Here is a 25,380-nt window from a genome sequence, read left to right on the forward strand (position 1 = left end):
CAGGCTCCGGGCGCTCTGCCGCCCGGGGCTCGGCGCGGTCTCGCTCCGGGCGCTGCGCCGCTCGCGGCTCGCCGCGGTCTCGCCCCGGGCGCTCGGTCGCGCGCTTCGTTCAGCTTGTAGTCAGGTTGGTATAAGATACCCAGCATCGGCCGCGCGCACCGCGGGCCGTCAGGCCGCCGGCAGGCGGCCGCACCCCTCGCCACGCCGGGGCCGTCTCGCGACTTTCGCCCCTGTCCATCCGGGCAGTTGCGCGTACCGCACGCGCGGCCCTGGCGCTAGAATTCACCCCCTTCTGTCCGTCCTCACGAGCCCATTCCATGGATGCCAATCTTCGCAAAGCCGCGCTTGAATATCACGAGCTCGGCCGCCCCGGCAAAATCTCGGTCACGCCGACCAAGCAACTGACGAACCAGCGCGACCTGGCCCTGGCGTATTCCCCGGGCGTGGCGGCGGCCTGTGAGGAAATCGTCGACGATCCCGCCAATGCCTTCCGCTACACGGCGCGCGGCAATCTGGTCGGTGTGATCTCCAACGGCACCGCGGTGCTGGGCCTGGGCAACATCGGCGCGCTGGCCTCCAAGCCCGTGATGGAAGGCAAGGCCGTGCTGTTCAAGAAGTTCGCCGGCCTGGACGTGTTCGATATCGAGATCAACGAGACCGATCCCGACAAGCTGGTCGAGATCATCGCCGGGCTGGAGCCGACCTTCGGCGGGATCAACCTCGAAGACATCAAGGCACCCGAGTGCTTCATCGTCGAGCGCAAGCTGCGCGAGCGCATGAAGATTCCTGTCTTCCACGACGATCAGCACGGCACCGCCATCACGGTCTGCGCCGCGTTCATCAACGGCCTGAAGGTCGTGGGCAAAGACATCAAGCAGGTCAAGGTCGTGACCTCCGGCGCCGGCGCCGCCGCGCTAGCCTGCCTCGACCTGATGATCGATCTGGGCCTGCCGCTCGAAAACATCTGGGTCACCGACATCGAGGGCGTGGTCTACGAAGGCCGCACCACGCTGATGGATCCCGACAAGGCGCGCTACGCGCAGAAAACCGAAGCGCGCAAGCTGGCCGACGTGATCGGCGGCGCCGACGTGTTCCTGGGCCTGTCGGCCGGTGGCGTGCTCAAGCCCGAGATGGTCGCGGCGATGGGCACGCGGCCGCTGATCCTGGCGCTGGCCAATCCCACGCCCGAGATCCTGCCCGAACTGGCGCACTCGGTGCGCGACGACATCGTCATGGCCACCGGCCGGTCCGATTACCCGAACCAGGTCAACAACGTCCTGTGCTTCCCGTACATCTTCCGCGGCGCGCTCGACGTGGGCGCCACGACGATCACGCGCGAGATGGAAAAGGCCGCGGTGTATGCGATCGCCGGCCTGGCCGAAGAAGAGCAGAGCGAAGTCGTGGCCGCGGCCTACGGCACCTACGATCTGTCGTTCGGCCCCGATTACCTGATTCCCAAGCCCTTCGATCCGCGCCTGATCGTGCGCATCGCGCCGGCCGTGGCCCGCAAGGCCATGGAAGAAGGCGTGGCCACGCGTCCGCTCGATGACCTGGATGCCTACGTCGAGCAGCTGCAGCAGTTCGTGTATCACTCCGGCGCGTTCATGAAGCCGCTGTTCGGCACCGCCAAGCGCATCGTGCGCGAGGGCGGCCGCGCGCGCATCGTGTTCACCGAGGGCGAAGACGAACGCGTGCTGCGTGCCGTGCAGGTCATCGTCGACGAAGGCCTGGCCCGTCCGATCCTGATCGGCCGCCCGTCGGTGCTGTCCGCCCGCATCGAGAAGTTCGGCCTGCGCCTGCGCCTGGGTCAGGATGTCGAAGTCACCAATCCCGAATACGACGAGCGCTTCCACCAGTACTGGACCACCTACTGGGAGCTCATGTGCCGTCGCGGCATCACCAAGGAAATGGCGCGCGTCGAAATGCGCCGCCGTCTCACGCTGATCGGCGCGATGATGGTGCGCCTGGGCGATGCCGATGGCATGGTCTGCGGCGCGGTCGGTGCCTACCACGATCACCTGCGCTTCATCGACGAAGTGATCGGCATGCGGCCGGGCGCCAAGACCTACGCGGCCATGAAGATCCTGCTGCTCAACGAGCGCACCGTGGCCCTGGCCGACACGCATGTGAACGACGATCCCACGGCCGAGCAGATCGCCGAGATCTCGATCGCGGCCGCCGAAGAAATGCAGCGCCTGAATCTGGCGCCCAAGGTGGCGCTGCTGTCGCGCTCCAACTTCGGCACCGGCAGCTCGGCCTCGGGCGCCAAGATGCGCGCGGCGCTCGAGATCGTGCGCGCCCAGGCGCCGGAGCTCGAGATCGATGGCGAGATGCACGGCGATTGCGCGCTCGACGAGGCGCTGCGCCTGCGTCTGCTGCCGTCGTCCACGCTCAAGGGCGAGGCCAATCTGCTGGTCTGCCCCAACGTCGACTCGGGCAACATCGCCTACAACTTGCTCAAGACGGCGGCGGGCGGTAACGTCGCGGTGGGTCCTTTCCTGCTGGGCGCAAACGCATCGGTGAATATCCTGACATCGAGCTCCACCGTACGACGCATCGTCAACATGACGGCCCTGACCGTGGTCGATGCCAATCTCCCGAGATGACGGCGCGCGTAGCGGTCAGCACGCCGGGCAGCTGTTCCGGCGGCCGACCGCGCTGGTCCTGACCGGAGGCGGCGCGCGCGCCGCCTACCAGGTCGGTGTCCTCGCCGCGATCCTGGAGATCCTGGATCCCGGATCGCGGCCCGGTTTTCCAAATCCCTTTCATATCATCTGCGGCACCTCGGCCGGCGCGATCAACGCGGCCGCGCTGGCGTGCGGCACCGATCGCCCGCATCGCGCCGTGCGCCGCATGCGCCGGCTGTGGGCCTCGCTCGAGACCGGCATGGTCTACCGGGCCGACACGCCGGGCCTGGTCGGCACGGGCGTGCGCTGGCTGGGCCTGCTCTCGCTGGGCTGGATGATGACCAAGGCGGCCAAACGTCCGCAGTCGCTGCTCGACAATCAGCCGCTCGCCGACCTGCTGGGCAGGGTGCTCGACTTCAAACGCCTGGGTCACAATCTGCACCGCGGCCGGCTGGCCTCGCTGGCCATCACGGCCTCGGGCTACACCAGCGGCGAACACCTGACGTTCTACCAGTCCGACCGCCCCATCGAACCGTGGCAGCGCTTCCTGCGCCGGGCGATTCCCACGCCCATCGGGATCGAACACATCCTCGCCTCCAGCGCCATTCCGTTCGTGTTTCCGTCCCAGGCGGTGGAGGTGCAGGGCCAGGTCGAGTGGTGCGGGGACGGATCGATGCGGCAGTTGGCGCCGATCAGCCCGGCGATCCATCTGGGCGCGGAGCGCATCCTGGTGATCGGCACGAGCTATCACGACGAAACCCACCCCGAACAGCGCGAGGCGGCGCCGCCTTACCCCTCGCTCGCCCAGGTGGGCGGCCATACTCTGTCGAGCATCTTTCTGGACGGCCTCTCGACCGACCTCGAACGGCTGCAACGCACCAATCGCATGCTCGACCACATGGGCGCGCAGGTCGACCCGGGGCTCAACCTGCGGCGGGTCGACGTGCTGGCGATCACGCCCAGTCAATCGCTCGACACGCTCGCGCTGGCGCATTTCGACGCCCTTCCGGCGCAGGCACGTACCCTTTTTCGGGTTCTCGGTGTATCGTCCGACCCAAGCCGAAAGGGCGGCGGCGCGTTGATGTCGTATCTGCTATTCGAAGCCGCCTATACACAGCGATTGATCGAACTGGGTTATGCCGATACGATGCGGCGTAATGAAGAAGTCGTGACGTTTTTCGAGGAGGCCCGGGCATGACGCGGAACGGCCAGACGACGCTGCAACGGCAATTGCGCCGAAGCGGGGCAATCGAGCATGCGGACCTGGACAAGCAGGACATGGTCAATGCCACGCACGAGCTGGGCATGTCCCTGATGGTGGCGGATTGTGACCGCGCACGCAGCCGCTCGGCGGTCCTGCGCGCCATTGCCAAGGCGGTGGATTTTCCCGAATTCTTCGGCGGCAACCTCGACGCGCTCTACGATTGCCTGTGCGACACCGTGCTCGACAACAAGACGGCCGGCGTGGTGCTGTGGCTCTACCGGCTGCACTCCGGCGATCCGGCGCTCGAAGACGACGCGGCCAGTATCGAAGAGGTTTGCGCCGACGCGGCCCGCTTCGCCACCGAAAACGGCAAGATTTTCTGCTACGTGGTCGAGCACGCGGGCAAGCACCCCGACCCCGAACCCGGCGTGGCCGCGCAGCCTTACGGCGAAGTCTGACAGGGCAAGGATCAGTCGTTCCAGCCCAGGAGGGCGGTGCTGGCCGCAATCAGGGCCAGCCCGGCGGTCTCGGTGCGCAGCACGCGCGGCCCGAAGCGCACCGCAGTGACGCCCGCGCGCTGCGCCTCCTGCAGTTCGCTCTCCGACCAGCCGCCTTCCGGGCCCACCAGCAAGGTCAGGCCGTGCTCGCCCACATTCCCGGACGCCAGCGCGGCCGGCAGATCGTCCGGCGCATCGGGATGGCACAGCAGCCGCAGTCCGGCGGCAGGCCCCGCGAGGTAGTCGCGCAAGGATCGTGGCGCCTCGACGGTGGTCAGGCGGTTGCGTCCGCACTGCTCGGCGGCCGATTGCGCGATGCGCTGCCAGTGCTGCACGCGCTTGTCGAGCCGCGCACCGCTCAGTTGCAGGACGCTGCGTTGCGCGGCGATGGGCACGACGGCCGCCGCGCCGAGTTCCACGGCTTTTTCGATCACCCAATCCATCTTGTCGCCCGAGGGCAGGCCCTGCACCAGTGTGATGCGGCCGGGCAGCTCGGCTTCGCGGGGGGCGTGCGCGCCCAGGCTGGCGCTGACCTGTTTGCCCTCGATATGCAGCACGCCGGGATACTCGCCACCCTTGCCGTCGAACAGCACGATCGCGGCGCCATCCCGCAGGCGCAGCACGCGCGCGGCGTGGTGCGCCAGGCCTTCGGGCAGGGTCAGTTCGGAATGCGGGGAAAGCGCGGCATCGCAAAAGAAACGGGGCACGGACATGGGGGCAGGGCGGCGGGGCAGGCGGAGCGCGGTCGATGACAGGAATGAGTGTAACCGCGTGTAGGAGGCGGGCGGCGGCGCCGCTGCGACGTAATGGCAACGGCATGTCAACCGAATGGCGACCTATCGCCGCTCACGGGTAGGCTGGGGTAATCCCTGGATGCTAAAATTGTGAGCTTTCCAATCCCACATAGTGGCAGCACCGTGCGGCCTTGCCGCGGCGCCGCGCCACCTCAAGAGCCTTCCCAATGAGCAATCCGACCGCCCCTAAACTTGCCCTGGCGGATGCCATCCGCGTACTCGCGATGGACGCCGTGCAGAAAGCGAACTCCGGCCACCCCGGGGCGCCCATGGGAATGGCCGAAATCGCGCAAGCGCTGTGGGTCAACAATCTGCGCCACAACCCGGCCGATCCGGCCTGGGCCAACCGCGACCGCTTCGTGCTGTCCAACGGCCACGGCTCGATGCTGATCTATGCGTTGCTGCACCTGACGGGCTACGACCTGCCCATGCAGGAGCTCGAAAACTTCCGCCAGCTGCATTCGCGCACGCCGGGTCACCCCGAAGTGGGTATCACCCCGGGCGTCGAGACCACCACCGGCCCGCTGGGCCAGGGCATCGCCAATGCCGTGGGCATGGCGCTCGCAGAAGCGCTGCTGGCCGCCGAATTCAATCGCCCGGGCCACGCCCTGGTCGATCACCACACCTATGTGTTCCTCGGCGATGGCTGCCTGATGGAAGGCATTTCGCACGAAGCCTGCTCGCTGGCCGGCACGCTCAAGCTGAACAAGCTGATCGCGCTGTATGACGACAACGGCATCTCGATCGACGGTCATGTCGAACACTGGTTCGGCGACGACACCGCGACCCGCTTCGAAGGCTACGGCTGGAACGTCGTGCGCGCCATCGATGGCCACGATGTCGCCGCCATCGACGCCGCGATCAAGGCCGCGCGCGCGCAGTCCGACAAGCCCACGCTAATCATCTGCCGTACCGTGATCGGCAAGGGTGCGCCCACCATGGCCGGCACCCACAACGTCCACGGCGCGCCGCTGGGCAACGACGAAATCGCCGCCACCCGCACCGCGCTGGGCTGGGACGCCGCGCCGTTCGAGATTCCCGCCGACATCTATGCCGGTTGGGATGGCCGCAAGCCGGGCGCCGCCGCCCAGGCCGAATGGCAACAGGTGTTCGACTCCTACGCCAAGCAATTCCCCGCCGAAGCCGCCGAGTTCACGCGTCGCATGAAGGGCGAGCTGCCCGCCAGCTACGCGCAGGCGTTCGAGCGCTACATCGCTGCCACCAACGAAAAGGGCGAGACGGTCGCGACCCGCAAGGCCTCGCAATTCGCCATCACCGAGCTGGCCGGTCTGCTGCCCGAACTGCTGGGCGGCTCGGCCGACCTGACCGGTTCCAACTTCACCGACTGGAAGGGCGTGGCCGCCGTGCGCGCCGGCGCCGAAGGCCACATCCAGTTCGGCCGTCACATCAACTACGGCGTGCGCGAGTTCGGCATGGCCGCCGTGATGAACGGCATTGCGCTGCACGGTGGCTACCTGCCGTTCGGCGGCACCTTCCTGACGTTCTCCGACTACTCGCGCAACGCGATCCGCATGGCCGCGCTGATGAAGCAGCGTGTCGTGCACGTGTTCACGCACGATTCGATCGGCCTGGGCGAAGATGGCCCGACCCACCAATCGATCGAACACGCGAGCAGCCTGCGTCTGATCCCCAACCTGTCGCTGTGGCGTCCGTGCGATACGGTCGAAACCGCGGTGGCCTGGAACTACGCCGTGAGCCGTCCGACCTCGATCGGCATGGACGTGCACGACGGTGGCCCGACCGCGCTGCTGCTGTCGCGCCAGAACCTGCCCTACGTGCAGCGCGATGACGCCGCGCTGAAAGCGATTGTCCGCGGTGGTTACGTCTTGCGGGACGCCGAGGGCGCCCGCGCCGTTATCATCGCCACCGGGTCCGAAGTCGCGATCGCCCTGGCCGCTCAGGAAGCGCTGGCCAAGGAAGGCATCGCGGTGCGCGTGGTCTCCATGCCCTCGACCGACGCCTTCGACGCCCAGGACGCCGACTACAAGCGCAGCGTGCTGCCGGCAGGTCTGCCGCGCGTTGCCGTCGAAGCCGGCGTGACCGCGTTCTGGCACAAATACGTGGGCCTCGAGGGCGCCGTGGTCGGTATCGACCGCTACGGCGAATCGGCCCCGGCCGGTGCACTGTTCAAGTTCTTCGGGCTGACCGCCGACAAGGTGGCCGAGACCGTCAAGCAGGTTTTGTAAAAAGGAGCTCTAGTCATGACCATTCGCGTCGCCATCAACGGCTACGGCCGCATCGGCCGCAACATCCTGCGTGCCCACTACGAAAACGGCAAGAAGCACGACATCGAGATCGTTGCGATCAACGATCTGGGTGATCCCAAGACCAATGCGCACCTGACGCGCTTCGATACCGCGCACGGCAAGTTCCCGGGCACCGTCGAGGTCGATGGCGAACACATGGTCGTCAATGGCGACAAGATCCGCGTGCTGGCCAACCGCAACCCGGCCGAACTGCCGTGGGGCGAGCTCAAGGTCGACGTGGTGCTGGAATGCACGGGCTTCTTCACCTCGAAGGAAAAGGCCTCGGCTCACCTGAAGGGCGGCGCCAAGAAAGTCATCATCTCGGCCCCCGGCGGCAAGGATGTGGACGCCACCGTCGTGTTCGGCGTGAACCACAACGTCCTGAAGTCGACCGACACCGTCATCTCGAACGCGTCGTGCACGACCAACTGCCTGGCCCCGCTGGTCAAGCCGCTGAACGACAAGCTGGGCGTCGAGACCGGCCTGATGACCACGGTCCACGCTTACACCAATGACCAGGTCCTGACCGACGTCTACCACGAAGACCTGCGCCGTGCGCGTTCGGCCACGATGAGCATGATCCCGACCAAGACCGGCGCCGCCGCCGCGGTCGGCCTGGTGCTGCCCGAACTCAACGGCAAGCTCGACGGCTTCGCCATCCGCGTTCCGACGATCAACGTGTCGCTCGTCGACCTGACCTTCACGGCCAAGCGCGAGACCACGGTCGAAGAAGTCAACGGCATCCTGAAGGCTGCCGCCGACGGCGAGCTCAAGGGCATCCTCGACTACAACACCGATCCGCTGGTGTCCGTCGACTTCAACCACAACCCGGCCTCCAGCACGTTCGACGCGACGCTGACCAAGGTGTCGGGCAAGCTGGTCAAGGTTTCGTCCTGGTACGACAACGAGTGGGGCTTCTCCAACCGCATGCTCGACACCACCGTCGCGCTGATGTCGGCCAAGTAATCCCAGGCAGTACCACCCAGGCGCCGCCCGCGTGGCGGCGCCTCAAAACGGGCCAGACGGCGCGTTGTGGGGCGCACGCCCTTGCACAACGACGAAGTCTGGCTTTTTTTGCATCAGAAGCGCCCCGAGGGCGTCGCATGCCCGGCTCATCCGCGGCATGCCGGCTACGCCGCTCGCGAAAGGAATCGACACTCATGTCCCAAGTCAAAACGCTCTCCGCGCTGGCCCGTGCCGGCGAACTCTCCGGCAAACGCGTGTTCATCCGCGCCGACCTCAACGTGCCGTTCGATGATGCCGGCCGCATCAGCGAAGACACCCGCATCCGCGCCTCGGTGCCCGGCATCCGCCTGGCGCTGGACGCCGGTGCCGCCGTCATGGTCACGTCGCACCTCGGCCGTCCGAAAGAGGGCGTGCTGACCGAAGAGGATTCGCTCGCGCGCGTGGGCCAGCGCCTGTCAGAGCTGCTCGGCATGCCGGTGCCGCTCAAGCAGGACTGGGTCGACGGCGTGAAGGTCGAGCCGGGCCGCGTGGTGCTGCTCGAGAACTGCCGCGTCAACGTGGGCGAAAAGAAGGACGACGAGGCGCTGGCGCGCAAGATGGCCGCGCTGTGCGACGTGTATGTGAACGATGCGTTCGGCGCCGCGCACCGCGCCGAAGCCACCACGCACGGCATCGCGCGCTTCGCGCCGGTGGCCTGCGCGGGTCCGCTGCTCGAGGCCGAGCTCGACGCGCTGGGCCGTGCGCTGCACGAGCCCAAGCGTCCGCTGGTCGCCATCGTCGGTGGCTCCAAGGTCTCGACCAAGCTCTCGATCCTGCAGGCCCTGGCCGACAAGGTCGACCAACTGGTGGTAGGCGGCGGTATCGCCAACACCTTCATGCTGGCCGCCGGCCTGCCCATCGGCAAGTCGCTCGCCGAGCCCGATCAGGTCGACCAGGCCCGCGCGGTGATCGACATCATGCAGAAGCGCGGCGCCGCCGTGCCGATCCCCACCGACGTGGTCGTGGCCAAGGCGTTCGGCGCCGATGCCGCCGCCACCGTCAAGGCGGCCGCCGACGTGGCCGACGACGACCTGATCCTGGACATCGGTCCGCAGACCGCCCAGACGCTGGCCGAGATCCTCGAAAAGGCCGGCACCATCGTCTGGAACGGCCCGGTCGGCGTGTTCGAGTTCGACCAGTTCGCCAACGGCACGAAGGTCGTGGCCGAGGCCATCGCCGCGTCGCCCGGATTCTCGATCGCCGGCGGCGGCGACACGCTGGCAGCCATTGCCAAGTACAACATCGGCGAGCAGGTCGGCTATATCTCGACCGGTGGTGGCGCGTTCCTCGAGTTCCTCGAAGGCAAGTCGCTGCCTGCCGTGGCCGTGCTGCAGGAGCGCGCCGACAAGTAAGACGGGAAAGGGGGCGTTCTGTCATGCCCCCGCCCTGTGCTCAGCGGTACTATCGTCGGGCCCGTGCAAGGGTGCATCCGGAAGGACGCATTCCTGGCACGGGCCCGACGGTTTTCATTGATGGACTCGATACGATGCTGGCACCGAGGTGGCGCTTTCTTCCCAGTCTGGACAAATGGCGCGGCATCACCCGCGCACAGGCGCGTGGCGATGCGCTGGCCGGCTTGTCCGTGGCCGCCGTGGCGCTGCCGGTGGGGCTGGCCTACGCCTCCATGATGGGGCTGCCGCCCGCCTCCGGCCTGTGGGCCGCGATCGCCGGCATGCTGGGCTACGCGTTCTTCGGCGCGTCGCGCACGTTGATTGTCGGCCCCGACACCGCCACCTGCACGCTGATCGCGGCCACGCTCACCGGCATGGCGCTGGTGAGCCCCGAAGAGCGGCTGGGCGCGGCCGCGGGCATGGCGCTGGTCGTGGGGCTGGGTTGCCTCGCCGCACGCGTATTCCGGCTGGGCGCGCTCGCCAATCTGCTGTCGCGGCCCGTGCTGGTGGGGTACATGGCGGGCGTGGCGATCACGCTGGCGGGCTCGCAGTTGGGTTCCATCACGGGGGCGGGCTCGCGTCCGCACGATCTGCTGCGTCCGTTCGCCGAGGTCTCCCGTCTCATCACGCAGGCGCATTGGCCCACGTTCATCTTCGGCCTGGCCTGCTGCGCGTTCCTGGTGGTCCTGCGCCGGTGGCGCCCGACCTGGCCGGCGCCGATCCTGCTGGTGGCGCTGGCGTGCCTGCTGTCGTGGCTGTTTCATTTTCCGGGGCTGGGCATCGCGGTGGTGGGCGACATCCCCGCGGGCCTGCCCGGTCTGGCATTGCCCGAGCGGGTGCACGACGTCGATGCGCTGTTGATGGGGGCGGCCGGTGTGCTGCTGGTCAGCTTTTCGAGCGGCATCGTGACCGCGCGCAGCTTCGCGGCACGCACCGGCGAAAACGTCGAACCCAATCGCGAGCTGCTCGGATTCGGCGCAGCCAACATCGCCTCGGGTCTGTTTCAGGGTTTCGTCGTCACCGGCGCCGACTCGCGCACGGCGGTGGGTCTGGCCGCGGGCGCCAGCTCGCCCGTGACCAGCGTCGTGGCGGCGCTGGCGCTGGCCCTGGTCGTGTCGCTGGCCACGGGCGTGCTCTATTGGCTGCCGCAGCCCGCGCTGGCCGCCATCCTGTTGCTCGCGGCCCTGCACCTGTTCGATTGGCGCGCGTTCGCCACCTTGGCGCGCATCTCCCGCACCGAGCTGGCCTTCGCGGTCCTTGCGACCGTGGGCGTGGTGGCCTATGGCGTGCTGACCGGCGTGGTGGTGGCCGTGACGGCCACGCTGATGTATGTGATGTATGTCACCGCCACGCCGCGCGATGCCTTGCTCGGCCGGCTGCCGGGCGACACCGCGTTATGCAAGCTGCACCTCAACCCGACCGCCACGCCGGTCGCGCATACGGTGGTGTGGCTGTTCGAGTCATCGATCTGGTTCTTCAACGCCGATGCCTTCCGGCGCCGCGCGCGCGAGGTGCTGGCGCTGGCGGCGGGCGCGCAGTGGTTCGTGCTCGATGCCGAGGCCATGACCCACGCCGACGCCGATGCGGTGGAAGCCCTGACCCGGCTCAAGCAGGAGGTCGAGGCGCGCGGCATGATGCTGCTGCTGGCGGGCGGCCACGGCGCGTTCCGCATGGCGCTGGATCGTTCCGGCCTGGCCGACGCGATCGGGCGCGACCGCATCTTCGTGACGCCCGAGCAGGCCGTCGATGCGATCGAGGCCGGGCGTTTCGGCGCGCCGCGCAATGGCGCCATCGTGCCGGATTTGAATGCCCCCTGAGGCAGGATGCACGCCGAGGCCCGGCCGACGCCTGCGGGCGGCCGTGATGCTCAATCGATGATCGAGTAGCCGCCGTCGATGTAGAGCGTCTGGCCCGTGATGCGGCGCGCGCCATCGGTGGCCAGCCACGCGGTGGCTTCGCCCACGTCCTCGATGGTGACGAGGCTGCGCGTGGGGGCCTTGGTCTGGGCCTGCTCGAGCAGGTCATCGAAACCCGCGATGCCGCTGGCCGCGCGCGTCTTGAGGGGGCCGGGCGAGATCGCGTGCACGCGGATGCCCTGCGGGCCCAGCTCCGCGGCCAGATAGCGCGTGGCCGATTCGAGCGCGGCTTTCACCGGCCCCATCATGTTGTAGTTTTCCACGACCATCTGCGAGCCGTAATACGTCATGCAGAACAGCGTGCCGCCGCGCGGCATCAGCGGCTCGGCCAGCTTGGCCATGCGGATGAACGACCAGCACGACACATCCATCGCGAGCAGGAAGCCGTCACGCGAACAGTCGGTGACGCGGCCATGCAGATCGTCGCGCGGCGCGTAAGCGATCGAATGCATCACGAAATCCAGGCTGCCCCATTCGGTCTGGATGCGCTCGAATACGGCCTCCAGCTGGCCAGGTACCAGCAGGTCGAGCGGCAGCAGCAGCTGCGCGTCGACCTGGGCCGCGAGGGGCTCCACATGAGGACGGGCCCGATCGTTCAGATAGGTGAGGGCGAGGTCGGCACCGAGCGCGCGGAAGGCGCGCGCGCAGCCCCACGCGATGGACTGATCGTTGGCGATGCCGGTGATGAGGCCGCGGCGGCCGGCCAGCGGGGCGAAGGGCGCGCTCATCGGCCGCGCACCAGCGCAAGCGTGTGCTGCGCGATCACCAGCTCTTCGTTGGTGCGCACCACGTAGACGCCGACGCGGCTGTCGCCGGTGCTGATGCGCGGCCCATGGTGCGCGTTGCGTTCGGCATCGATGGCGATGCCGAGCCAGCCCAGGCGCTCGCAGATGGCGGCACGGATGGGCGCGGCGTTTTCGCCGATACCGGCCGTGAACACGAGCGTGTCGATGCCGTTCATCGCGCAGCCCAGGCCGGCGATGCCCTCGGCCACGCGCCAGGCGAAGTAGTCGAGCGCGAGCCGCGCACGCGGGCTGTCGCTCTCGAGCAGTTCGCGGACGTCGTTGCCCATGCCGGACAGGCCCTTCAGGCCACAATCGTGATAGAGCAGGTGCTCGATCTCGTCGTGACTCATGCCCTGTTCCATCATCCACAGCACGATGCCCGGGTCGAGCCGGCCCGGACGGGTGCCCATCGGCAGCCCTTCGAGGGCCGTGAATCCCATGGTGCTGTCGACGCTTCGGCCGTTATGGATGGCGCAGGCCGAGACGCCGTTGCCCAGATGCGCCGCCACGATCTTGCCGGGCAGCACCTCGGGCAAGGTCTGGCCGAGCCGCTGCACGAGATACTCGTACGACAGGCCGTGAAAGCCGTAGCGGCGCACGCCCTCTTCGTAGAAGCGCTCGGGCAGCGCGTAATGATCGGCCAGCGCATCGTGCGAGCGATGAAAGGCCGTGTCGAAGCAGGCGACCTGCGCGATGCCGGGGCGGCGCTCGCGGATCACCTTGATCGGGGCGAGGTTGTTGGGCTGATGCAGCGGCGCGAGCGAGGTGAACGACTCGAGTCGGGCCAGCACATCATCATCGATCAGCACCGGCGCGGAGAGCTCGGGCCCGCCATGCACGACGCGATGGCCTACCGCGATGGGCACCCCGGTCAGGTGGCCGCTCAGCCACATGCCCACGACTTCCTGGGCATTCGGCACGTCTGCCGCATGGCTGGGCGCAATGCCGCGCTCGACCATGATCTTGCCCTCGGCGTCGCGCGCGCGCAGGCGCGGATGCGAGGTGCCGATGCCTTCCACCTGGCCGCCCAGACGCGGCGTGAGTTCGTCGCCCGGCCCGATGTCGTACAGATAGAACTTGATGCTCGAGCTCCCCGCGTTGATCACGAGAATGGAGTCGCGCTGGATAGCGCCGCGCTGGATCGCGCCGCGCTGAACAGCGTCGCGCTGAACAGCGCCGCGCTGGACAGCGTCGTGCTGCATGCCGTCGGTCATGCCGGCCTCCTCAGATCAGCGGCGCGGTGCGCGCCAGATGATTGGCGTAGATGGCGGCCACCGCGCACGAAGCCAGGCGCGAGCGTGCGCTGTCGGCCCGGCTGGTGAGCACGATGGGAACGCGGGCGCCCAGCACGACGCCCGCGGCCTCGGCATTCGCCAGAAAGGTGAGGTTCTTGGCGAGCATGTTGCCCGCTTCCAGGTCGGGCACGACCAGCACCTGCGCCCGGCCGGCCACCGGCGAGACGATGCCCTTGACGCGGGCGGCGTCGGGGCTGATGGCGTTGTCCAGCGCCAGCGGGCCGTCGAGCACGCCGCCGGTGATCTGGCCGCGATCGGCCATCTTGCACAGCGCCGCGGCCTCGAGCGTGCCGGGGATCGCCGGCATCACCTGCTCGACGGCGGACAGAATGGCCACGCGCGGCGTGCCCAGGCCCAGGCCGTGATGCAGTTCGATCACGTTGCGGATGATGTCGGCCTTGGTGGCCAGGTCGGGAAAGATATTGATCGCCGCGTCGGTGATGAAGAGCGGCTCGGGATACGTGGGCACATCCATGATGAACACATGACTGATGCGCCGGGCGGTGCGCAGCCCCGTGTCGCGCGCCACGACCTCGTGCATGAGTTCGTCGGTGTGCAGGCTGCCTTTCATGAGCAGGCTTGCCGCGCCGCTGCGGACTTGCGCCACGGCCGCCGCCGCGGCCGCGTGACTGTGCGGCGCGTCGACGATCGGTAGCGCGGTGAGGTCGTAACCGCATTGCTCGGCCACCTCGCGGATTCTGTGCTGCGGGCCGACCAGGATCGGCTTGAGCAAGCCCAGGCGGTGGGCCTCCACCGCCGCGCCCAGCGAGGTTTCGTCGCAGGGGTGCGCCACGGCGCAGGTGGAGACCGGGAGCGCCTGGGCGGCGGCGATCAGCCGGTCGTAGGGCGAAGGGTGGGCATGGACATTCGATTCAGGGCGGGTCGTTGCAAACGTGTCGGTCATGGCGCGTCCTGTAGGAAGGTCTTCCGTTTTACTGCGCTTTCTGTCGAGCCGCCTTGCGCTTGGGCAATGCCGTCGTGGCCGCGCCGGTGTCCGCCCTGGCCGCCGCGCGCTTGCGCGGCGCCGCCGTTTTGCCTGGCGCCTTGGTCGCCGTCTTTGCCGCTGTCTTGGTCGCCGCCTTTCTTGCTGTCTTCGCGGGCGCCTTGACCGCCGCGCGGTCGGAGCCCTCGCCCTGCGCGGGCGCCGGCACGGCCTCGACCTTCTTGCGCGCCGGGCCGACGGGTTTCGGGGCGCCGTCGCCATCGGGCGCCAGGCGCGCGAGCGGGCGGCGGCCCGCGGCACGGCCGGCGATCTTCTCGGCTGTGGCCTCGACATCGGCCTGTGCATCCAGGATCGGGCGCGTGGTGGCCGACTTGCCGCGGCGGCGGCGCGCGCGCTGCGCGCAGGACTCGAACAGATGCTGCATTTCGTCCAGGCTCTGGCGCGCACGGTCGCTCAACGGCTCGGCGGCTTCGAGCACGCGCTTCATCGTGGCGAGCGTGGTGGCGATGGCGTCGGCGTCGACGTCTTCGAGCAGGTGCGGAATCGCGCGAATGGCCGCGGCGCCGTCCAGGCGCAGGATCAGCGCCTGCTCGCGCACCATGTCCTTGAAGGTCTGCAGCGCGAGTGCGTTGCTGGCGTTGGCGCGCATCTCGCGGATCAGCGAGAAGCTGCGCTCGTCGATGCTGCCCTCGGCGCTGGTCACGTACAGCAGCATGCGCATCGCCGCCTCGTGCAGGCCGCCCTCGAGAATCTTGTCGCGCAGCTCGTGAGCGCGATCGCCCATGAACTCGTGGTGCTCGGGCGACACGCCGGGATGCTTGCGCGGCGCGCCCGGGCGCGCGCCCAGGCCCGCCCAGTCTTGCACCAGCGGCGAACCGTACACATTCATGAACACGCGTTCGATCGTGTCATCACGCAGCTCGCGCCAGATGTCCAGGCTGCTCTCGATCGCCTGCGACATCATGGTCTGCATGATGAGGAAGGGGTTGTCGGGCGCCGCGGGCTGACGGTCGGCGCGCACCTGTTCGGCCACCTGCTTGAACGGGGCGATCAGCGGGTTGTGATCGGAGAGCAGCTCGTAGGGCAGGCGCAGCGGATGCATGCGTTGAGCCCATTCGGCCGTGTGGGGCGTCACGCTGGCCTGGATCCACGGCTTGAGGAAGCTGCGATACAGGCCCAGATTGATGTCGGAGATGCGCGCGACCGCGGCGAAACGCCGCTCGTCTTCCTCGATCCGCTGCACGATGCCGCGCACGTCGTCGAGCTTGCGGCTCGCGAACGACAGCACGTAATTGCCGTAGGCCAGATCGGCGTTGACCGTTTCGGGGGTCTTGTCGGCGATCTCGGTCTGGTAGATGCCGGGCGGCAGCACATCGATCAGGTCGATGTTGCTGGTGAACTCCTGGTGTTCTTTGCGCGCGACGCTGCCGGACACGAAGATGCCCAGGTGGCCGATGCTCTCGTGCACGGCGTAGACGATGGTCTGGCCGTGCGCCACCACTTCGGCATCGTCCTGGTACAGGTCGGGGATCCAGCCCAGCGCCTGCGGCGGCGGGGTGATGTTGTCGCCCTTGGAGCAGAAGACGATGATGGGCGAGCGGATGTTGCGCAGATCGATGCGAATGCCGTCGGAGGTGACCAGGCCCGCCGTGGCGAGGCGGTTGCCGACGAACAGGTTGTCGACGATGTACTGGATCTCGGGGCCGTTCAGATACACATGGCCGCCCCACCACTTCTCGAACTCGAGGTAGCGTTCGGCTTCGGTGTCGACCTTGGCGTACAGGTTGTACTGCTTGCTCCAGAGCGTGTTGGCCGGGTTCAGGTTTTCGAAGTTCTGCACCAGCCAGGCGCCATCGAAGCGGCCGTTGCCGGCGTCGCTCGTGAGCTCGGTGAGCCAGCTGCCGCCCAGCATGCCGCCCGAGTAGCGCATCGGGTTCATGCCGCGCCAGCCCGCCCAATACGACAGCGGGGCGCCCGCCACGATGATCGGCCCGAACAGCTCGGGCCGCATCGCGGCCGTCATCATGATCTGCCAGCCTGCCTGGCAATTGCCCACCACCACCGGCTTGCCTTCGGCCTCGGGATGGCGCGCGATGATTTCTTCCAGGAAGCGGGCTTCCGCGCGCATCACGTCTTCGACGGTCTGGGTCGGCGTGGGCTGCGGCAGGAACGAAGCGAAGTAGGTGGGGTGGCCGGCGCGCACGGCGACGCCGATTTCGCTTTCCGGCTTGAAGCCGCCGATGCCGGGACCATGTCCGGCGCGCGGGTCCACCACCAGGAAGGGACGCTTTTCGGGATCGACCGGCGCGTCGGCGGGCGGGATGATCCGCAGCAGCATGTAATTGACCGGTCGGGCCAGCTCGCGGCCGTCGAGAATCACTTCGGACTCCATCGACAGCACATTCGGCGCCTTCTTGGCCATGTGTCTCAGGTACTGATTGCCGCGCTGGCGCAGCACGTCGGTGTAGAGCACCCCGCGCTGCCAGGCGTCGACCAGGTACGACCAGGCATCGGTGCCGGCGGCGCCGGCCGGCGTGGCGGCCAGCGGAAAGGCGTTCCAGTTGAACGGAAACTCGGGAGTGACTGCGGGCGCTGCCGCGGCGGCGGGCGTGGGGGACTCGGACGTCTTGCGGGTGCCGTTGCTGGCCATGACTGTCTCCTACTGCGAAGCCGGCGAGAGAAATCGCCGGCCGGCTGCCCGTAGGCAGCCACGGATATCGTCAGACCATTACACCGCAAATGATGTTGCAGTGCAACATCACGCAGATGACAGGTGGGGCCGGATCGGGGCCCGGCGTCGCGGCCTCAGCCGCGGGCGTTACGGTTGTGTTCGAGCCAGGTCTGCACCGAAGGGCGCTGCCACTGGGTATCGGCGTAGTCGCGCAGCCAGTCGGGCAGCTCGTCGCCGGCCAGGCGCTTGAGCATCACCGCGAGTTCGGTGTCGGCGATGCTCCACTGGCCGAACAGATCGGTCTGCCCGGGCACCAGCAGCAGCCCGGCCACCCGCACCAGCTTGTTCGCCGCGGCCTGGGCCGGATCGGTCAGCGCCGTGCCGAGCGGCGCGTGGAACACGTGTTCGGTGGGACGCTCGGCGCGCAGGGCCGCCAGATCGCTGCGCAGCCACGCCTGCAGCTGGCGCGCGCGGGCGCGCTGCTGCCGGTCGGCGGGGTACAGGGCGATGTGCTCGGGCGGCGCGTAAAGCTCTTCGAGGTATTCGGTGATCGCGCTCGACTCGCTCAGATGAAAGCCATCGTGCGTCAGCGCGGGAATCCGACAGGTGGGCGCGCGATGCTGATAGGGTTGCATGCGCTGCTCGCCCGCCGCGAGGTCCACGAGGCGGATCTCGAAAGTCTGGCCTTTTTCGGTCAGGGCCACGAACGCCGACATGGCGTAAGGGCTGAGGAAATCGGCGTCGACGTAAAGCGTGAGTGAGGGGGCCAAGATAGGGTCTCCGGACGAAGCTACAGCGTACCGCACTTGCCGCGGCCGGCTGACGTGCCGGTGGTGCCTTCCGCTTGCTTGCCCTCAATTGCCCCCAAAAAACAGGCGGGCATGGGCCCGCCTGTCTCGTGCGCGCGACGTTGCGGGCTCAGTCGACGATGAAAAGCCGTGCGCCGATGGGCGTGGACGAGCGATGCGGCTCGGCCTGATCGGCCACCTGATAGCTCATGCCGGGCTTGAGCACGAAGTGGCGGCCGTCTTCGAGTTCGGTGTGCAGCTCGCCCTCGAGGCAGAACAGAATGTGGCCCTTGGTGCACCAGTGGTCGGCGAGGTAGCCGGGGGTGTATTCGACCATGCGGACGCGAATATCGCCGAACTGGCGCGTGCGCCAGATCGCATGGCCGGTTTCGCCGGGGTGCTCGGTGGGTTCGACCTCGGACCAATCGGTGGTGCCGAACGGAATCTGCTGCATCTTCATGGGGATACCTTCAATGAGAGGGGAGCGCCAGCGCGTCTGGGATGCGCACCAGCAGGTCGGTGAGCCCCACATCGATGCCGGCCTGCGAGAGCAGGGTGGTGGCCTGGCCGCGATGATGGGTCTGGTGATTGAAAAAATGCAGCAGCAGCGCGCCCAGCGGCCGGCGCGAGGCGATGCCGCGGCTGTTGCGGTAGTCGAGCGCGCGATCCAGGTCGGCCTGTCTGAGCGCGCCCACCCATTGCACGATGGCCGCGTCCAGGCCCGTGCGCGCGTCGCGCAGGGCGTCGAGCGTGCCGTGCGGCTGGCCGTCGAGCGGGCCCGGGTCGGGCGCGGCGCGAACCTCGGCGAGCGCCGCGTGCGCGGCCGGGCTCGTGCCGGCATGGGTGGCGAAGCGCTTGAGCCACATCGTGTCGCCCACGATCAAATGATTGAGCGTGCCCAGCAGCGAGCCGAAAAACGCCCCGCGCGCGGCGTGCAGCTCGGCTTCGGGCAGACGCGCACAGGCGGCCAGAAGCTGCTGGTTCATCCACTGGTTGTAGTCGGCCAGCAAGGCCAGATCGGCGGGAGAGGGCATGGCGGGCGAGGGGGGGCGCTCAGCCGGTGAGCTTTTTCTGCCAGAACTGCGCGCTGCCGCCGTCGCCCAGCACATACCCGGCGTAGCCCACCTTGCGGTAGAGCGCCTGGGCCGGCGCATTGCCTTCGAGGACCTCGAGCGTGATCTTGCAGCAGCCCAGACGCCGGGCCAGCACTTCGAGTTCGGCCAGCAGCTTCTGAGCCACGCCCTGGCCACGCGTGCGTGCCGACACCATGAAGTCGTGCAGATTGAGCAGGGGCTGGCAGGCGAACGTGGAAAAGCCTTCGAAGCAGATCGCCAGACCGCACGGCTGACCGTCGGCGTCCCAGGCGACGAGCGCATGCGCGGTCGGGCGGCGGGCGAGTTCGCCGATCAGGTTGGCGCGCACGTGCGCCGAGATCGGCTCGCCGCCGCCCATCGGATCGGTGGCGTATTCGTTGAGCAGCTCCACGATGGCGGCGCCGTGCTCGGCATTGCGGAAATCGGCTTCGGTGATGGTGATCAAGGCAGACTCTCGGCGGTGGATGCGCAATCCGACATTATGCCGCGCCCGGTGGCGCTTCCCTACGCGTTGAAAAATCGGGCGGGAACCCCTATCTTGTGACTATCCCGACCGGCGGGAAAGGTGCGCCGGTAGCCCCCACAAGGAAGCCGGACGATGGAGTTCAAGGACTACTACAAAGTTCTCGGCGTGGAGAGTTCCGCCTCCGATGACGAGATTCGTCACGCCTATCGCAAACTTGCACGCAAGTACCACCCCGACGTCAGCAAAGAGGCCGACGCCGAAAGCCGCATGCGCGACGTCAACGAAGCCTACGACGTGCTGCGCGACGCCGAAAAACGCGGCGCCTACGACAAGCTCGCCGCCGGCGTGTCGCCGGATGGCGGCTTCGCGCCGCCGCCCGATTGGGACCAGGGTTTCGAGTTCCATTACGCCCCTGGCGGTCAGGGCGCAGGCGACCAGGGCTTCAGCGATTTCTTCTCGTCCTTGTTCGGCGGGCAGGCGCGCGAACGCGCCGCCCGGCAGAACTTCCGCGCGCGCGGCGAAGACCAGCACGCGGCGGTCGAGGTCGACATCGAAGACGCCTTGCAGGGTGCGACCCGCGAGATCAGCCTGCGCTCGGTGCAGCCCGATGCGCAGGGCCAGCCGCAGATGCGCACCCGCACACTGTCGGTCACCATTCCCGCGGGTGTCCGCGAAGGGCAGTTCATCCGGCTGGCCGGCCAGGGCATGCCGGGTTATGGCGGCGGCGATGCCGGGGATCTCTACCTCGAAGTGCGTTTCAAGCCGCATGCGCGTTACCGCGCCGAAGGCCGCGACCTGTACATGACCTTGCCCGTCGCGCCCTGGGAAGCGGCGCTCGGTGCGTCGGTCGAGGTGAACACGCCCAAGGGCGCCGTCGAGGTGACGATACCGCCGGGCTCGAAAAACGGACGTCAATTGCGTTTGCGCGGCCGCGGCATCCCCGGCGAGCCCGCGGGCGATCTTTACCTGGTGCTCGACGTCGTGCTGCCCCCGGCCGACACCGACGCCGCTCGCGATGCGTATCGCCGCATGGCCCAGGACCTGGCGTTTGATCCGCGCCGCAACCTCGGAGTATGACCATGAGCAAAGTCTTCGTTGCGCATGCCACCGTCGTGTGCCAGGAACAACCCCTCACCGCCGAAGACCTGGCGCGCGCGTGTGACGCCCAGGTGGAGTGGGTGGCGCGTCTGGTCGAGGTCGGGATCGTGCGCGTGTCGCACGATCGCCCGGCGGAGTGGCGCTTTCAGAGCGTGGACCTGCGCCGCGCGCTCGACGCCCGCCGCCTCGAGCGCGATCTGGGCGCCGGGCTGGACGCCGCGGCGCTGATCCTCGATCTGAGCCAGGAAGTGCGGCGCCTGAAGGCACAGTTGCGCGCCCTGGGACATCCCGGCTGAACGTTCGTCCGGCAGGATCGCGGCGCGGCGGCGCCCGTTTCGCGGGGCGGCGATAGAATCGGGGCCTCGTTCTCCTGTGCTGTACGTCTCATGAATTCAGACTCTTCGGGCGCACCGCTGCCCGTGGCGGCCGGCCGGCCCGTGCTCGCCGGCATCAAGGCCTGCGTGCCGGTGATGATCGGCTATTTCCCGGTGGCGGTCGCATTCGGCATCGCCGGTGTGGGCACCGGGCTCGCGCCTTATCAGGTCGTGCTCATTTCGGTATTGGTGTATGCCGGCGCAAGCCAGTTTCTGCTGCTGGCGTCGATCAAGGCCGGCACCCCCTGGCCCTGGGTGGTGGCGCTGTGTTCGCTGCTCAACGCGCGCCATCTGCTGTATGGCCCGCTGCTGTCGCGCTGGCTGCCGCCGGCGCTGTCCACCCGGCTGCGGCTCGCCTTTTTCCTGACCGACGAAGTCTTCGCCACCGCGCTGCACAAGCTCGATGCGGTCGACACGCGGGCGCGTGCGCGCTGGATGGCGGGTCTGGGCGTGGCCGCCTGGCTGACATGGATCGCCGGTACCGCCGTGGGCGTGTATGCCGGAGAAGGGCTGGAGCGCCAGTTTCCGATGCTGGCGCAAGTGATGCGCTTCGCCTTGCCCGCCTTGTTCGTGGCGCTGGTGTGCCAGAGCGCGCGGCGCGAACTCTGGCTGCCGCTGGGGGCGGCTTTGGGCGTGGGCGCCGTGCTCGCCGGCGCCGGCTACGGCACGCTCGCCATCCTGGCGGGCGCGCTGGCGGGTTGCCTGTGTTTTCGCCCGGCGCGAGGTGTGCAATGAGTAGTGGTCTGGAGTTCTGGGTCGCCGTGCTGGCGATGGCCGTGATCACGTTCATGACCCGGGCGCTGCCCTTCATGCTGTCGTCGCGTCACTGGCTGCTCAAGCGCCTGTCGCAGGACGGCTCGCGCCTGGCCGTGCTGGGCCCCGCGCTGCTGGCCGCGATCGCGGCGGCGGTCATCGTGCCCGATCTGTGGGGCGAGCAACAGGTGGCCCAGGTCGCGCCCTACGTGGGCGGACTGATCGTAACCGCGCTCGCCGCGCGCATCACCGGCAACACTGGCCTCGCGGTGATCATCGGTCTGGCCGGATACGGCGGCCTGCTGGCCGTCATGTGAAGGCCGTTGCTTCATACGCCTGCCGGGTCCGGCACGACATCGCACCAATCGCATCGAGGGAATAGCACGCCATGAACATCATGATTATCGGCGCGAGCAAGGGGCTGGGCCGCGCGTTCGCGGAAGGCCTGGCTGACGCGGGGGACACCGTCATCGGCGTATCGCGCCGCCGCCCGGGCGCGCTGTCGCTGCCCGCCGGCGTCGCGCAGCAGTGGATCGAGGCCGACCTGAGCCGTCCGCTGGAGGCCGCGACACGCATTGCCGCCGAGGCGCCGGCCCAGATCGACGTGTTGATTCACAACCTGGGCATCTGGGAGGCCGCGGCTTTCACCCCGGACTACGACTTTCTGAATGAGGCCGACGAGGCCCTGCTCGACCTGATCAATGTGAACGTCGGCGCCACCTTGCTGTTGCTCAAGCGCCTGGTGCCGCGCCTGATCGCGTCGGGGCAGCCGCGCCTGATCCTGACCGGCTCGACCTCCGGCCTGCGCCACAGCGGCCGTCCGGAGGTGGCCTTCGGCGCGAGCAAGTTCGCGCTGGATGGCATCGCGGACGCCTTGCGCGAAGGCTTTCGCGGCGACGGGCTCGCGGTGACGACGCTGCAGCTGGGTTATCTGAACACCGACGACGATCTGTCGGTGCCGCTGGTGGACGCCGCCGCGCGCGGGGAGGGCCAGCTTGTGCCGGTGCACGACGTGGTGGCCGTGGTGCGCACCTTGATGCGGCTTTCGCCCGCGTCGTTCGTGCGCGAACTCGTCATGCCGGCGTTGCGTGACGAGCGGTACTGAGCCCCGGCGGCCCGTCCGGGCTCAGTGCAGCGCGGCCGCCAGCGCTTCGCGCCAGGCGTCGGGCTGGCCCAGGTAGCGGCCCGGGTCCAGCACCTGCCATCCCGCCTGCGTTTGCAGCGCGAAGGTCGGAAAGCCGTTGGCGCCCAATTGGCGCAGCAGCGCGCGGCTGTCATCGAAATGGCCCGCGAGCGGCGCGCCGGCCAAGATCTGCATGTCGCGCTCGAAGCGGGCCAGGTCCAGGCCGAGCTCGTCGGCGAGCTCGTGCAGCACGACCGGATCGGCCACGCGCCGGCCTTCCATATAGTGGGCGTGCTGGATGCGCGCCAACATGTCCAGCCCGTCGCCGTCTTGCGAGGCCGCGGCAAGCACGGCGGCACTGGGCGGCGCCGAGTCGAACACGGCGCCGGCGTCGCGCAGCAGTCCCTCGAAATAATCTTCGCCGAAGGGCTGGCCCGTGATCGCGGCGATGCGCTGATCGTGCTGCATCACGTAATGCCGCAGCGCCTCGGTGACGGGCTGACGGCGCGCGCCCGTCATCATGCCGCCGCCGTGGGTCAGGATGCGCAGCCCCGGCAGGTCGCGCACGGCGCGCACCAGCGGCGCGGCGCCGTAGCACCAGCCGCACAGGGGATCATGGATGTAATGCAGGACGGGAAGATGAGCGGCGTTCATGGGCTGCATCTTAGGCCAGCCGGCGGCCCCGGCCTAGAGCCCGGCGCCGACAAGTGTGTTGCGCCAAACGGTCATATCGCGCCGGCGCGGCCCTCGTCGGGTCCGGCGCCGGCGGCTCCGGCGATCAGCCGGAGATCATGATGCCGATCCAGTACAGACCGGCGGCCAGCAGCATCGAGGCGGGGAGCGTCAGGATCCAGGCGAGCAGGATGTTGCGCACCGTGCTGCCTTGCAGGCCGCTGCCGTGGGCCACCATGGTGCCGGCCACCCCGGACGACAGCACGTGCGTGGTCGACACCGGCAGGCTGAACACGTTCGCCAGACCGATCGCGCCCACGGCGGTCACCTGCGCCGCCATGCCCTGCGCGTAGGTCATGCCCTGTTTGCCGATCTTCTCGCCCACCGTCAGCACGACGCGGCGCCAGCCGACCATCGTGCCCACGCCCAGCGCCACGGCCACCGCGATGATGACCCAGAGCGGCGCGTATTCGGTGGTGGCGGTCAGGTCGCCGCGCAGGCGCTGCAGGTCCGCGCGCTCGCGCGCCGGCAGGCCTTCGAGTGCCGCGACCTTCTTGGCGGTGTCGTCCAGGCAGAGCAGGTAGCGGCGCACGTCCACGCGCGTGGCCGGCGGCATGTCCTTGTAGTGCGACACGCCGGTCAGGGCGTGCTGCAGCGCGTCGATCGTGGCCAGCGTCGACTTGGGATCGCAGCTGAAGTTGCTCGGCAGATCGGCGCGCCGGCCCGCGGCGGGCAGGGCCAGGTATTCGCCCAGCGTGGCCTCGTTACGGTGGTAGAACGCCGACAGGTGCGTGGCGGCATCGCGGGTACGGTCGATCTGATACGTGGTGGCGTTCTCGTCGAGCACGAACTGCGCGGGCACGATGCCGATCAGGACCAGCATGATCAGCCCGATGCCTTTCTGGCCATCGTTGGAGCCGTGCACGAACGACACGCCCATGGCCGACAGCACCAGCACGAGGCGATTCCAGAAGGGCGGATGCTTTTTATTGTCGACCGCGCGGCGCTGGTCGGGCGTCTTGTGCATCTTCGAGAGCGGTAGCCATCGTTTCAACAGAAGCAGCACGCCGCCCGCCACGGCGAACCCCGCGATCGGTGATGCCACCAGCGACATGCCGATATCGATCGCCTTGCCCCAGTTCACGCCGGCGCCGATCGGCAGATCGGTCAGCAGGGCATTGGCCAGGCCCACGCCCAGGATCGATCCGATCAGCGTGTGCGAGCTCGAGGCGGGAATGCCGAAATACCAGGTGCCCAGGTTCCAGGCGATCGCGGCGGTCAACATGGCGAACACCATGGCCAGGCCACGTCCGGTGTCCACGTTGATCAGCAGCTCGACCGGCAACAGATGCACGATCGCATAGGCCACGCCCACGCCACCCAGCAACACGCCCAGGAAATTGAAGATCCCCGACAGCACCACCGCGAGGTGGGCCGGCATGGCCTTGGTGTAGATCACCGTCGCCACGGCGTTGGCCGTGTCGTGGAAACCGTTGATGAATTCGAATGCGAGAACGAAGGTGAGCGCCAGGACGAGGCTCAGACCGACCCAGGGGTCGAGCCCGGCGAAGATGTCGAACATGGGAATGGAGGGGGGAGGGGATGTGATGTGACGAA

The 25,380-nt window shown here is 68.2% G+C and carries 23 protein-coding genes; 12 read left to right on the forward strand and 11 right to left on the reverse strand.

Going from position 1 to position 25,380, the window contains the following annotated elements:
- The first annotated feature begins 317 nt into the window (after positions 1-317).
- From CEK29_RS04640 to CEK29_RS04650, 3 genes are read left to right on the forward strand one after another with little or no spacing between them, the layout of a single operon-like run.
- Positions 318-2,606 carry an NADP-dependent malic enzyme gene (locus CEK29_RS04640; RefSeq protein WP_094857454.1) on the forward strand — a complete coding sequence of 763 codons (2,289 nt, stop codon included), beginning with the start codon at positions 318-320 and terminating at the stop codon, positions 2,604-2,606.
- Positions 2,607-2,664: 58 nt separating this feature from the next.
- Positions 2,665-3,825: a patatin-like phospholipase family protein gene (locus tag CEK29_RS04645; protein ID WP_094857580.1), complete on the forward strand. Its 1,161-nt coding sequence runs from the start codon at positions 2,665-2,667 to the stop codon at positions 3,823-3,825.
- A complete protein-coding gene (locus CEK29_RS04650) occupies positions 3,822-4,289 on the forward strand; it encodes a barstar family protein (RefSeq protein WP_094803456.1) in 468 nt (155 codons plus the stop codon). The genes CEK29_RS04645 and CEK29_RS04650 overlap by 4 nt, the downstream gene beginning before the upstream one ends.
- Positions 4,290-4,300: 11 nt before the next feature.
- Here the strand turns inward: CEK29_RS04650 and CEK29_RS04655 are convergent, their stop codons facing one another.
- Positions 4,301-5,041 carry a 16S rRNA (uracil(1498)-N(3))-methyltransferase gene (locus CEK29_RS04655; protein WP_094857455.1) on the reverse strand — a complete coding sequence of 247 codons (741 nt, stop codon included), beginning with the start codon at positions 5,039-5,041 and terminating at the stop codon, positions 4,301-4,303.
- A gap of 248 nt (positions 5,042-5,289) precedes the next feature.
- On the opposite strand from CEK29_RS04655, the gene tkt reads away from it, so the two are divergent.
- The 4 genes from tkt (at position 5,290) to CEK29_RS04675 (ending at position 11,602) form a co-directional block, all read left to right on the forward strand.
- Complete coding sequence (gene tkt, locus CEK29_RS04660; RefSeq protein WP_094857456.1) at positions 5,290-7,329, forward strand: transketolase; 2,040 nt, start codon at positions 5,290-5,292, stop codon at positions 7,327-7,329.
- A gap of 15 nt (positions 7,330-7,344) precedes the next feature.
- Positions 7,345-8,355, forward strand: coding sequence for a type I glyceraldehyde-3-phosphate dehydrogenase (gap, locus tag CEK29_RS04665; protein ID WP_094803450.1), 1,011 nt, complete (start codon positions 7,345-7,347; stop codon positions 8,353-8,355).
- Positions 8,356-8,549: 194 nt separating this feature from the next.
- Entirely contained in the window at positions 8,550-9,746 is a 1,197-nt protein-coding gene (locus tag CEK29_RS04670) for a phosphoglycerate kinase (RefSeq protein ID WP_094857457.1), read from the forward strand.
- A 134-nt stretch (positions 9,747-9,880) separates the two neighbouring features.
- Positions 9,881-11,602: a SulP family inorganic anion transporter gene (locus tag CEK29_RS04675; protein WP_176456835.1), complete on the forward strand. Its 1,722-nt coding sequence runs from the start codon at positions 9,881-9,883 to the stop codon at positions 11,600-11,602.
- Positions 11,603-11,652: 50 nt separating this feature from the next.
- On the opposite strand, the gene fabI is transcribed toward CEK29_RS04675, so the two are convergent.
- The 8 genes from fabI to CEK29_RS04715 form a co-directional block, all read right to left on the reverse strand.
- A complete protein-coding gene (fabI, locus tag CEK29_RS04680; protein WP_094857458.1) occupies positions 11,653-12,429 on the reverse strand; it encodes an enoyl-ACP reductase FabI in 777 nt (258 codons plus the stop codon).
- Positions 12,426-13,700 (reverse strand): acetate/propionate family kinase, encoded by a 1,275-nt coding sequence (locus CEK29_RS04685; protein WP_255176072.1) that lies wholly within the window; start codon positions 13,698-13,700, stop codon positions 12,426-12,428. Before CEK29_RS04685 ends, fabI begins: the two co-directional genes overlap by 4 nt.
- A 10-nt stretch (positions 13,701-13,710) precedes the next feature.
- On the reverse strand, positions 13,711-14,685 hold the full coding sequence (locus CEK29_RS04690) for a phosphate acetyltransferase (RefSeq protein ID WP_094803444.1): 975 nt from the start codon (positions 14,683-14,685) through the stop codon (positions 13,711-13,713).
- A gap of 28 nt (positions 14,686-14,713) precedes the next feature.
- A complete protein-coding gene (locus tag CEK29_RS04695; RefSeq protein ID WP_094857459.1) occupies positions 14,714-17,374 on the reverse strand; it encodes a DUF3141 domain-containing protein in 2,661 nt (886 codons plus the stop codon).
- 155 nt (positions 17,375-17,529) lie between these two features.
- Positions 17,530-18,165 carry a glutathione transferase gene (gene yfcF / locus CEK29_RS04700; RefSeq protein WP_094857460.1) on the reverse strand — a complete coding sequence of 212 codons (636 nt, stop codon included), beginning with the start codon at positions 18,163-18,165 and terminating at the stop codon, positions 17,530-17,532.
- 148 nt (positions 18,166-18,313) lie between these two features.
- A complete protein-coding gene (locus tag CEK29_RS04705) occupies positions 18,314-18,643 on the reverse strand; it encodes a DHCW motif cupin fold protein (RefSeq protein WP_094803438.1) in 330 nt (109 codons plus the stop codon).
- A 10-nt stretch (positions 18,644-18,653) separates the two neighbouring features.
- Positions 18,654-19,217, reverse strand: coding sequence for a DinB family protein (locus tag CEK29_RS04710; protein WP_094857461.1), 564 nt, complete (start codon positions 19,215-19,217; stop codon positions 18,654-18,656).
- A 19-nt stretch (positions 19,218-19,236) separates the two neighbouring features.
- Positions 19,237-19,722, reverse strand: coding sequence for a GNAT family N-acetyltransferase (locus CEK29_RS04715; RefSeq protein WP_094857462.1), 486 nt, complete (start codon positions 19,720-19,722; stop codon positions 19,237-19,239).
- A gap of 153 nt (positions 19,723-19,875) precedes the next feature.
- Here CEK29_RS04715 and CEK29_RS04720 point away from each other — a divergent pair, with 153 nt between their 5' ends.
- The 5 genes from CEK29_RS04720 to CEK29_RS04740 all read left to right on the forward strand — a co-directional run bounded on the left by CEK29_RS04720 (position 19,876) and on the right by CEK29_RS04740 (position 23,073).
- Complete coding sequence (locus CEK29_RS04720) at positions 19,876-20,820, forward strand: DnaJ C-terminal domain-containing protein (RefSeq protein WP_094857463.1); 945 nt, start codon at positions 19,876-19,878, stop codon at positions 20,818-20,820.
- A 2-nt stretch (positions 20,821-20,822) separates the two neighbouring features.
- Positions 20,823-21,137 carry a chaperone modulator CbpM gene (locus CEK29_RS04725; protein ID WP_094803430.1) on the forward strand — a complete coding sequence of 105 codons (315 nt, stop codon included), beginning with the start codon at positions 20,823-20,825 and terminating at the stop codon, positions 21,135-21,137.
- A gap of 90 nt (positions 21,138-21,227) precedes the next feature.
- The gene (locus CEK29_RS04730) at positions 21,228-21,950 is read left to right on the forward strand and encodes an AzlC family ABC transporter permease (RefSeq protein WP_094803428.1); all 723 of its coding nucleotides are present in this window, start codon (positions 21,228-21,230) and stop codon (positions 21,948-21,950) included.
- The gene (locus CEK29_RS04735; RefSeq protein WP_094803426.1) at positions 21,947-22,285 is read left to right on the forward strand and encodes an AzlD domain-containing protein; all 339 of its coding nucleotides are present in this window, start codon (positions 21,947-21,949) and stop codon (positions 22,283-22,285) included. The genes CEK29_RS04730 and CEK29_RS04735 overlap by 4 nt, the downstream gene beginning before the upstream one ends.
- 71 nt (positions 22,286-22,356) lie before the next feature.
- Complete coding sequence (locus tag CEK29_RS04740; RefSeq protein WP_094857464.1) at positions 22,357-23,073, forward strand: SDR family NAD(P)-dependent oxidoreductase; 717 nt, start codon at positions 22,357-22,359, stop codon at positions 23,071-23,073.
- Between the two features lie 21 nt (positions 23,074-23,094).
- Here the strand turns inward: CEK29_RS04740 and CEK29_RS04745 are convergent, their stop codons facing one another.
- Together CEK29_RS04745 and CEK29_RS04750 are read right to left on the reverse strand one after the other, a co-directional pair.
- Positions 23,095-23,745 (reverse strand): DsbA family protein, encoded by a 651-nt coding sequence (locus tag CEK29_RS04745; protein ID WP_094803903.1) that lies wholly within the window; start codon positions 23,743-23,745, stop codon positions 23,095-23,097.
- A 124-nt stretch (positions 23,746-23,869) separates the two neighbouring features.
- Entirely contained in the window at positions 23,870-25,345 is a 1,476-nt protein-coding gene (locus CEK29_RS04750) for an inorganic phosphate transporter (RefSeq protein WP_094803422.1), read from the reverse strand.
- Positions 25,346-25,380 lie beyond the last annotated feature (35 nt).

The organism is Bordetella genomosp. 5 (genome assembly GCF_002261475.1).
Lineage (GTDB): Bacteria > Pseudomonadota > Gammaproteobacteria > Burkholderiales > Burkholderiaceae_B > Bordetella.

Bases quoted from the DNA above. Each gene is read 5' to 3' on its own strand.
- CEK29_RS04640 (WP_094857454.1), top strand. From the start codon at position 318: ATGGATGCCAATCTTCGCAAAGCCGCGCTTGAATATCACGAGCTCGGC.
- CEK29_RS04650 (WP_094803456.1), top strand. From the start codon at position 3,822: ATGACGCGGAACGGCCAGACGACGCTGCAACGGCAATTGCGCCGAAGC.
- CEK29_RS04655 (WP_094857455.1), bottom strand. From the start codon at position 5,041: ATGTCCGTGCCCCGTTTCTTTTGCGATGCCGCGCTTTCCCCGCATTCC.
- tkt (WP_094857456.1), top strand. From the start codon at position 5,290: ATGAGCAATCCGACCGCCCCTAAACTTGCCCTGGCGGATGCCATCCGC.
- gap (WP_094803450.1), top strand. From the start codon at position 7,345: ATGACCATTCGCGTCGCCATCAACGGCTACGGCCGCATCGGCCGCAAC.
- CEK29_RS04670 (WP_094857457.1), top strand. From the start codon at position 8,550: ATGTCCCAAGTCAAAACGCTCTCCGCGCTGGCCCGTGCCGGCGAACTC.
- CEK29_RS04675 (WP_176456835.1), top strand. From the start codon at position 9,881: ATGCTGGCACCGAGGTGGCGCTTTCTTCCCAGTCTGGACAAATGGCGC.
- fabI (WP_094857458.1), bottom strand. From the start codon at position 12,429: ATGAGCGCGCCCTTCGCCCCGCTGGCCGGCCGCCGCGGCCTCATCACC.
- CEK29_RS04685 (WP_255176072.1), bottom strand. From the start codon at position 13,700: ATGACCGACGGCATGCAGCACGACGCTGTCCAGCGCGGCGCTGTTCAG.
- CEK29_RS04690 (WP_094803444.1), bottom strand. From the start codon at position 14,685: ATGACCGACACGTTTGCAACGACCCGCCCTGAATCGAATGTCCATGCC.
- CEK29_RS04695 (WP_094857459.1), bottom strand. From the start codon at position 17,374: ATGGCCAGCAACGGCACCCGCAAGACGTCCGAGTCCCCCACGCCCGCC.
- CEK29_RS04705 (WP_094803438.1), bottom strand. From the start codon at position 18,643: ATGAAGATGCAGCAGATTCCGTTCGGCACCACCGATTGGTCCGAGGTC.
- CEK29_RS04710 (WP_094857461.1), bottom strand. From the start codon at position 19,217: ATGCCCTCTCCCGCCGATCTGGCCTTGCTGGCCGACTACAACCAGTGG.
- CEK29_RS04720 (WP_094857463.1), top strand. From the start codon at position 19,876: ATGGAGTTCAAGGACTACTACAAAGTTCTCGGCGTGGAGAGTTCCGCC.
- CEK29_RS04725 (WP_094803430.1), top strand. From the start codon at position 20,823: ATGAGCAAAGTCTTCGTTGCGCATGCCACCGTCGTGTGCCAGGAACAA.
- CEK29_RS04730 (WP_094803428.1), top strand. From the start codon at position 21,228: ATGAATTCAGACTCTTCGGGCGCACCGCTGCCCGTGGCGGCCGGCCGG.
- CEK29_RS04735 (WP_094803426.1), top strand. From the start codon at position 21,947: ATGAGTAGTGGTCTGGAGTTCTGGGTCGCCGTGCTGGCGATGGCCGTG.
- CEK29_RS04740 (WP_094857464.1), top strand. From the start codon at position 22,357: ATGAACATCATGATTATCGGCGCGAGCAAGGGGCTGGGCCGCGCGTTC.
- CEK29_RS04745 (WP_094803903.1), bottom strand. From the start codon at position 23,745: ATGAACGCCGCTCATCTTCCCGTCCTGCATTACATCCATGATCCCCTG.
- CEK29_RS04750 (WP_094803422.1), bottom strand. From the start codon at position 25,345: ATGTTCGACATCTTCGCCGGGCTCGACCCCTGGGTCGGTCTGAGCCTC.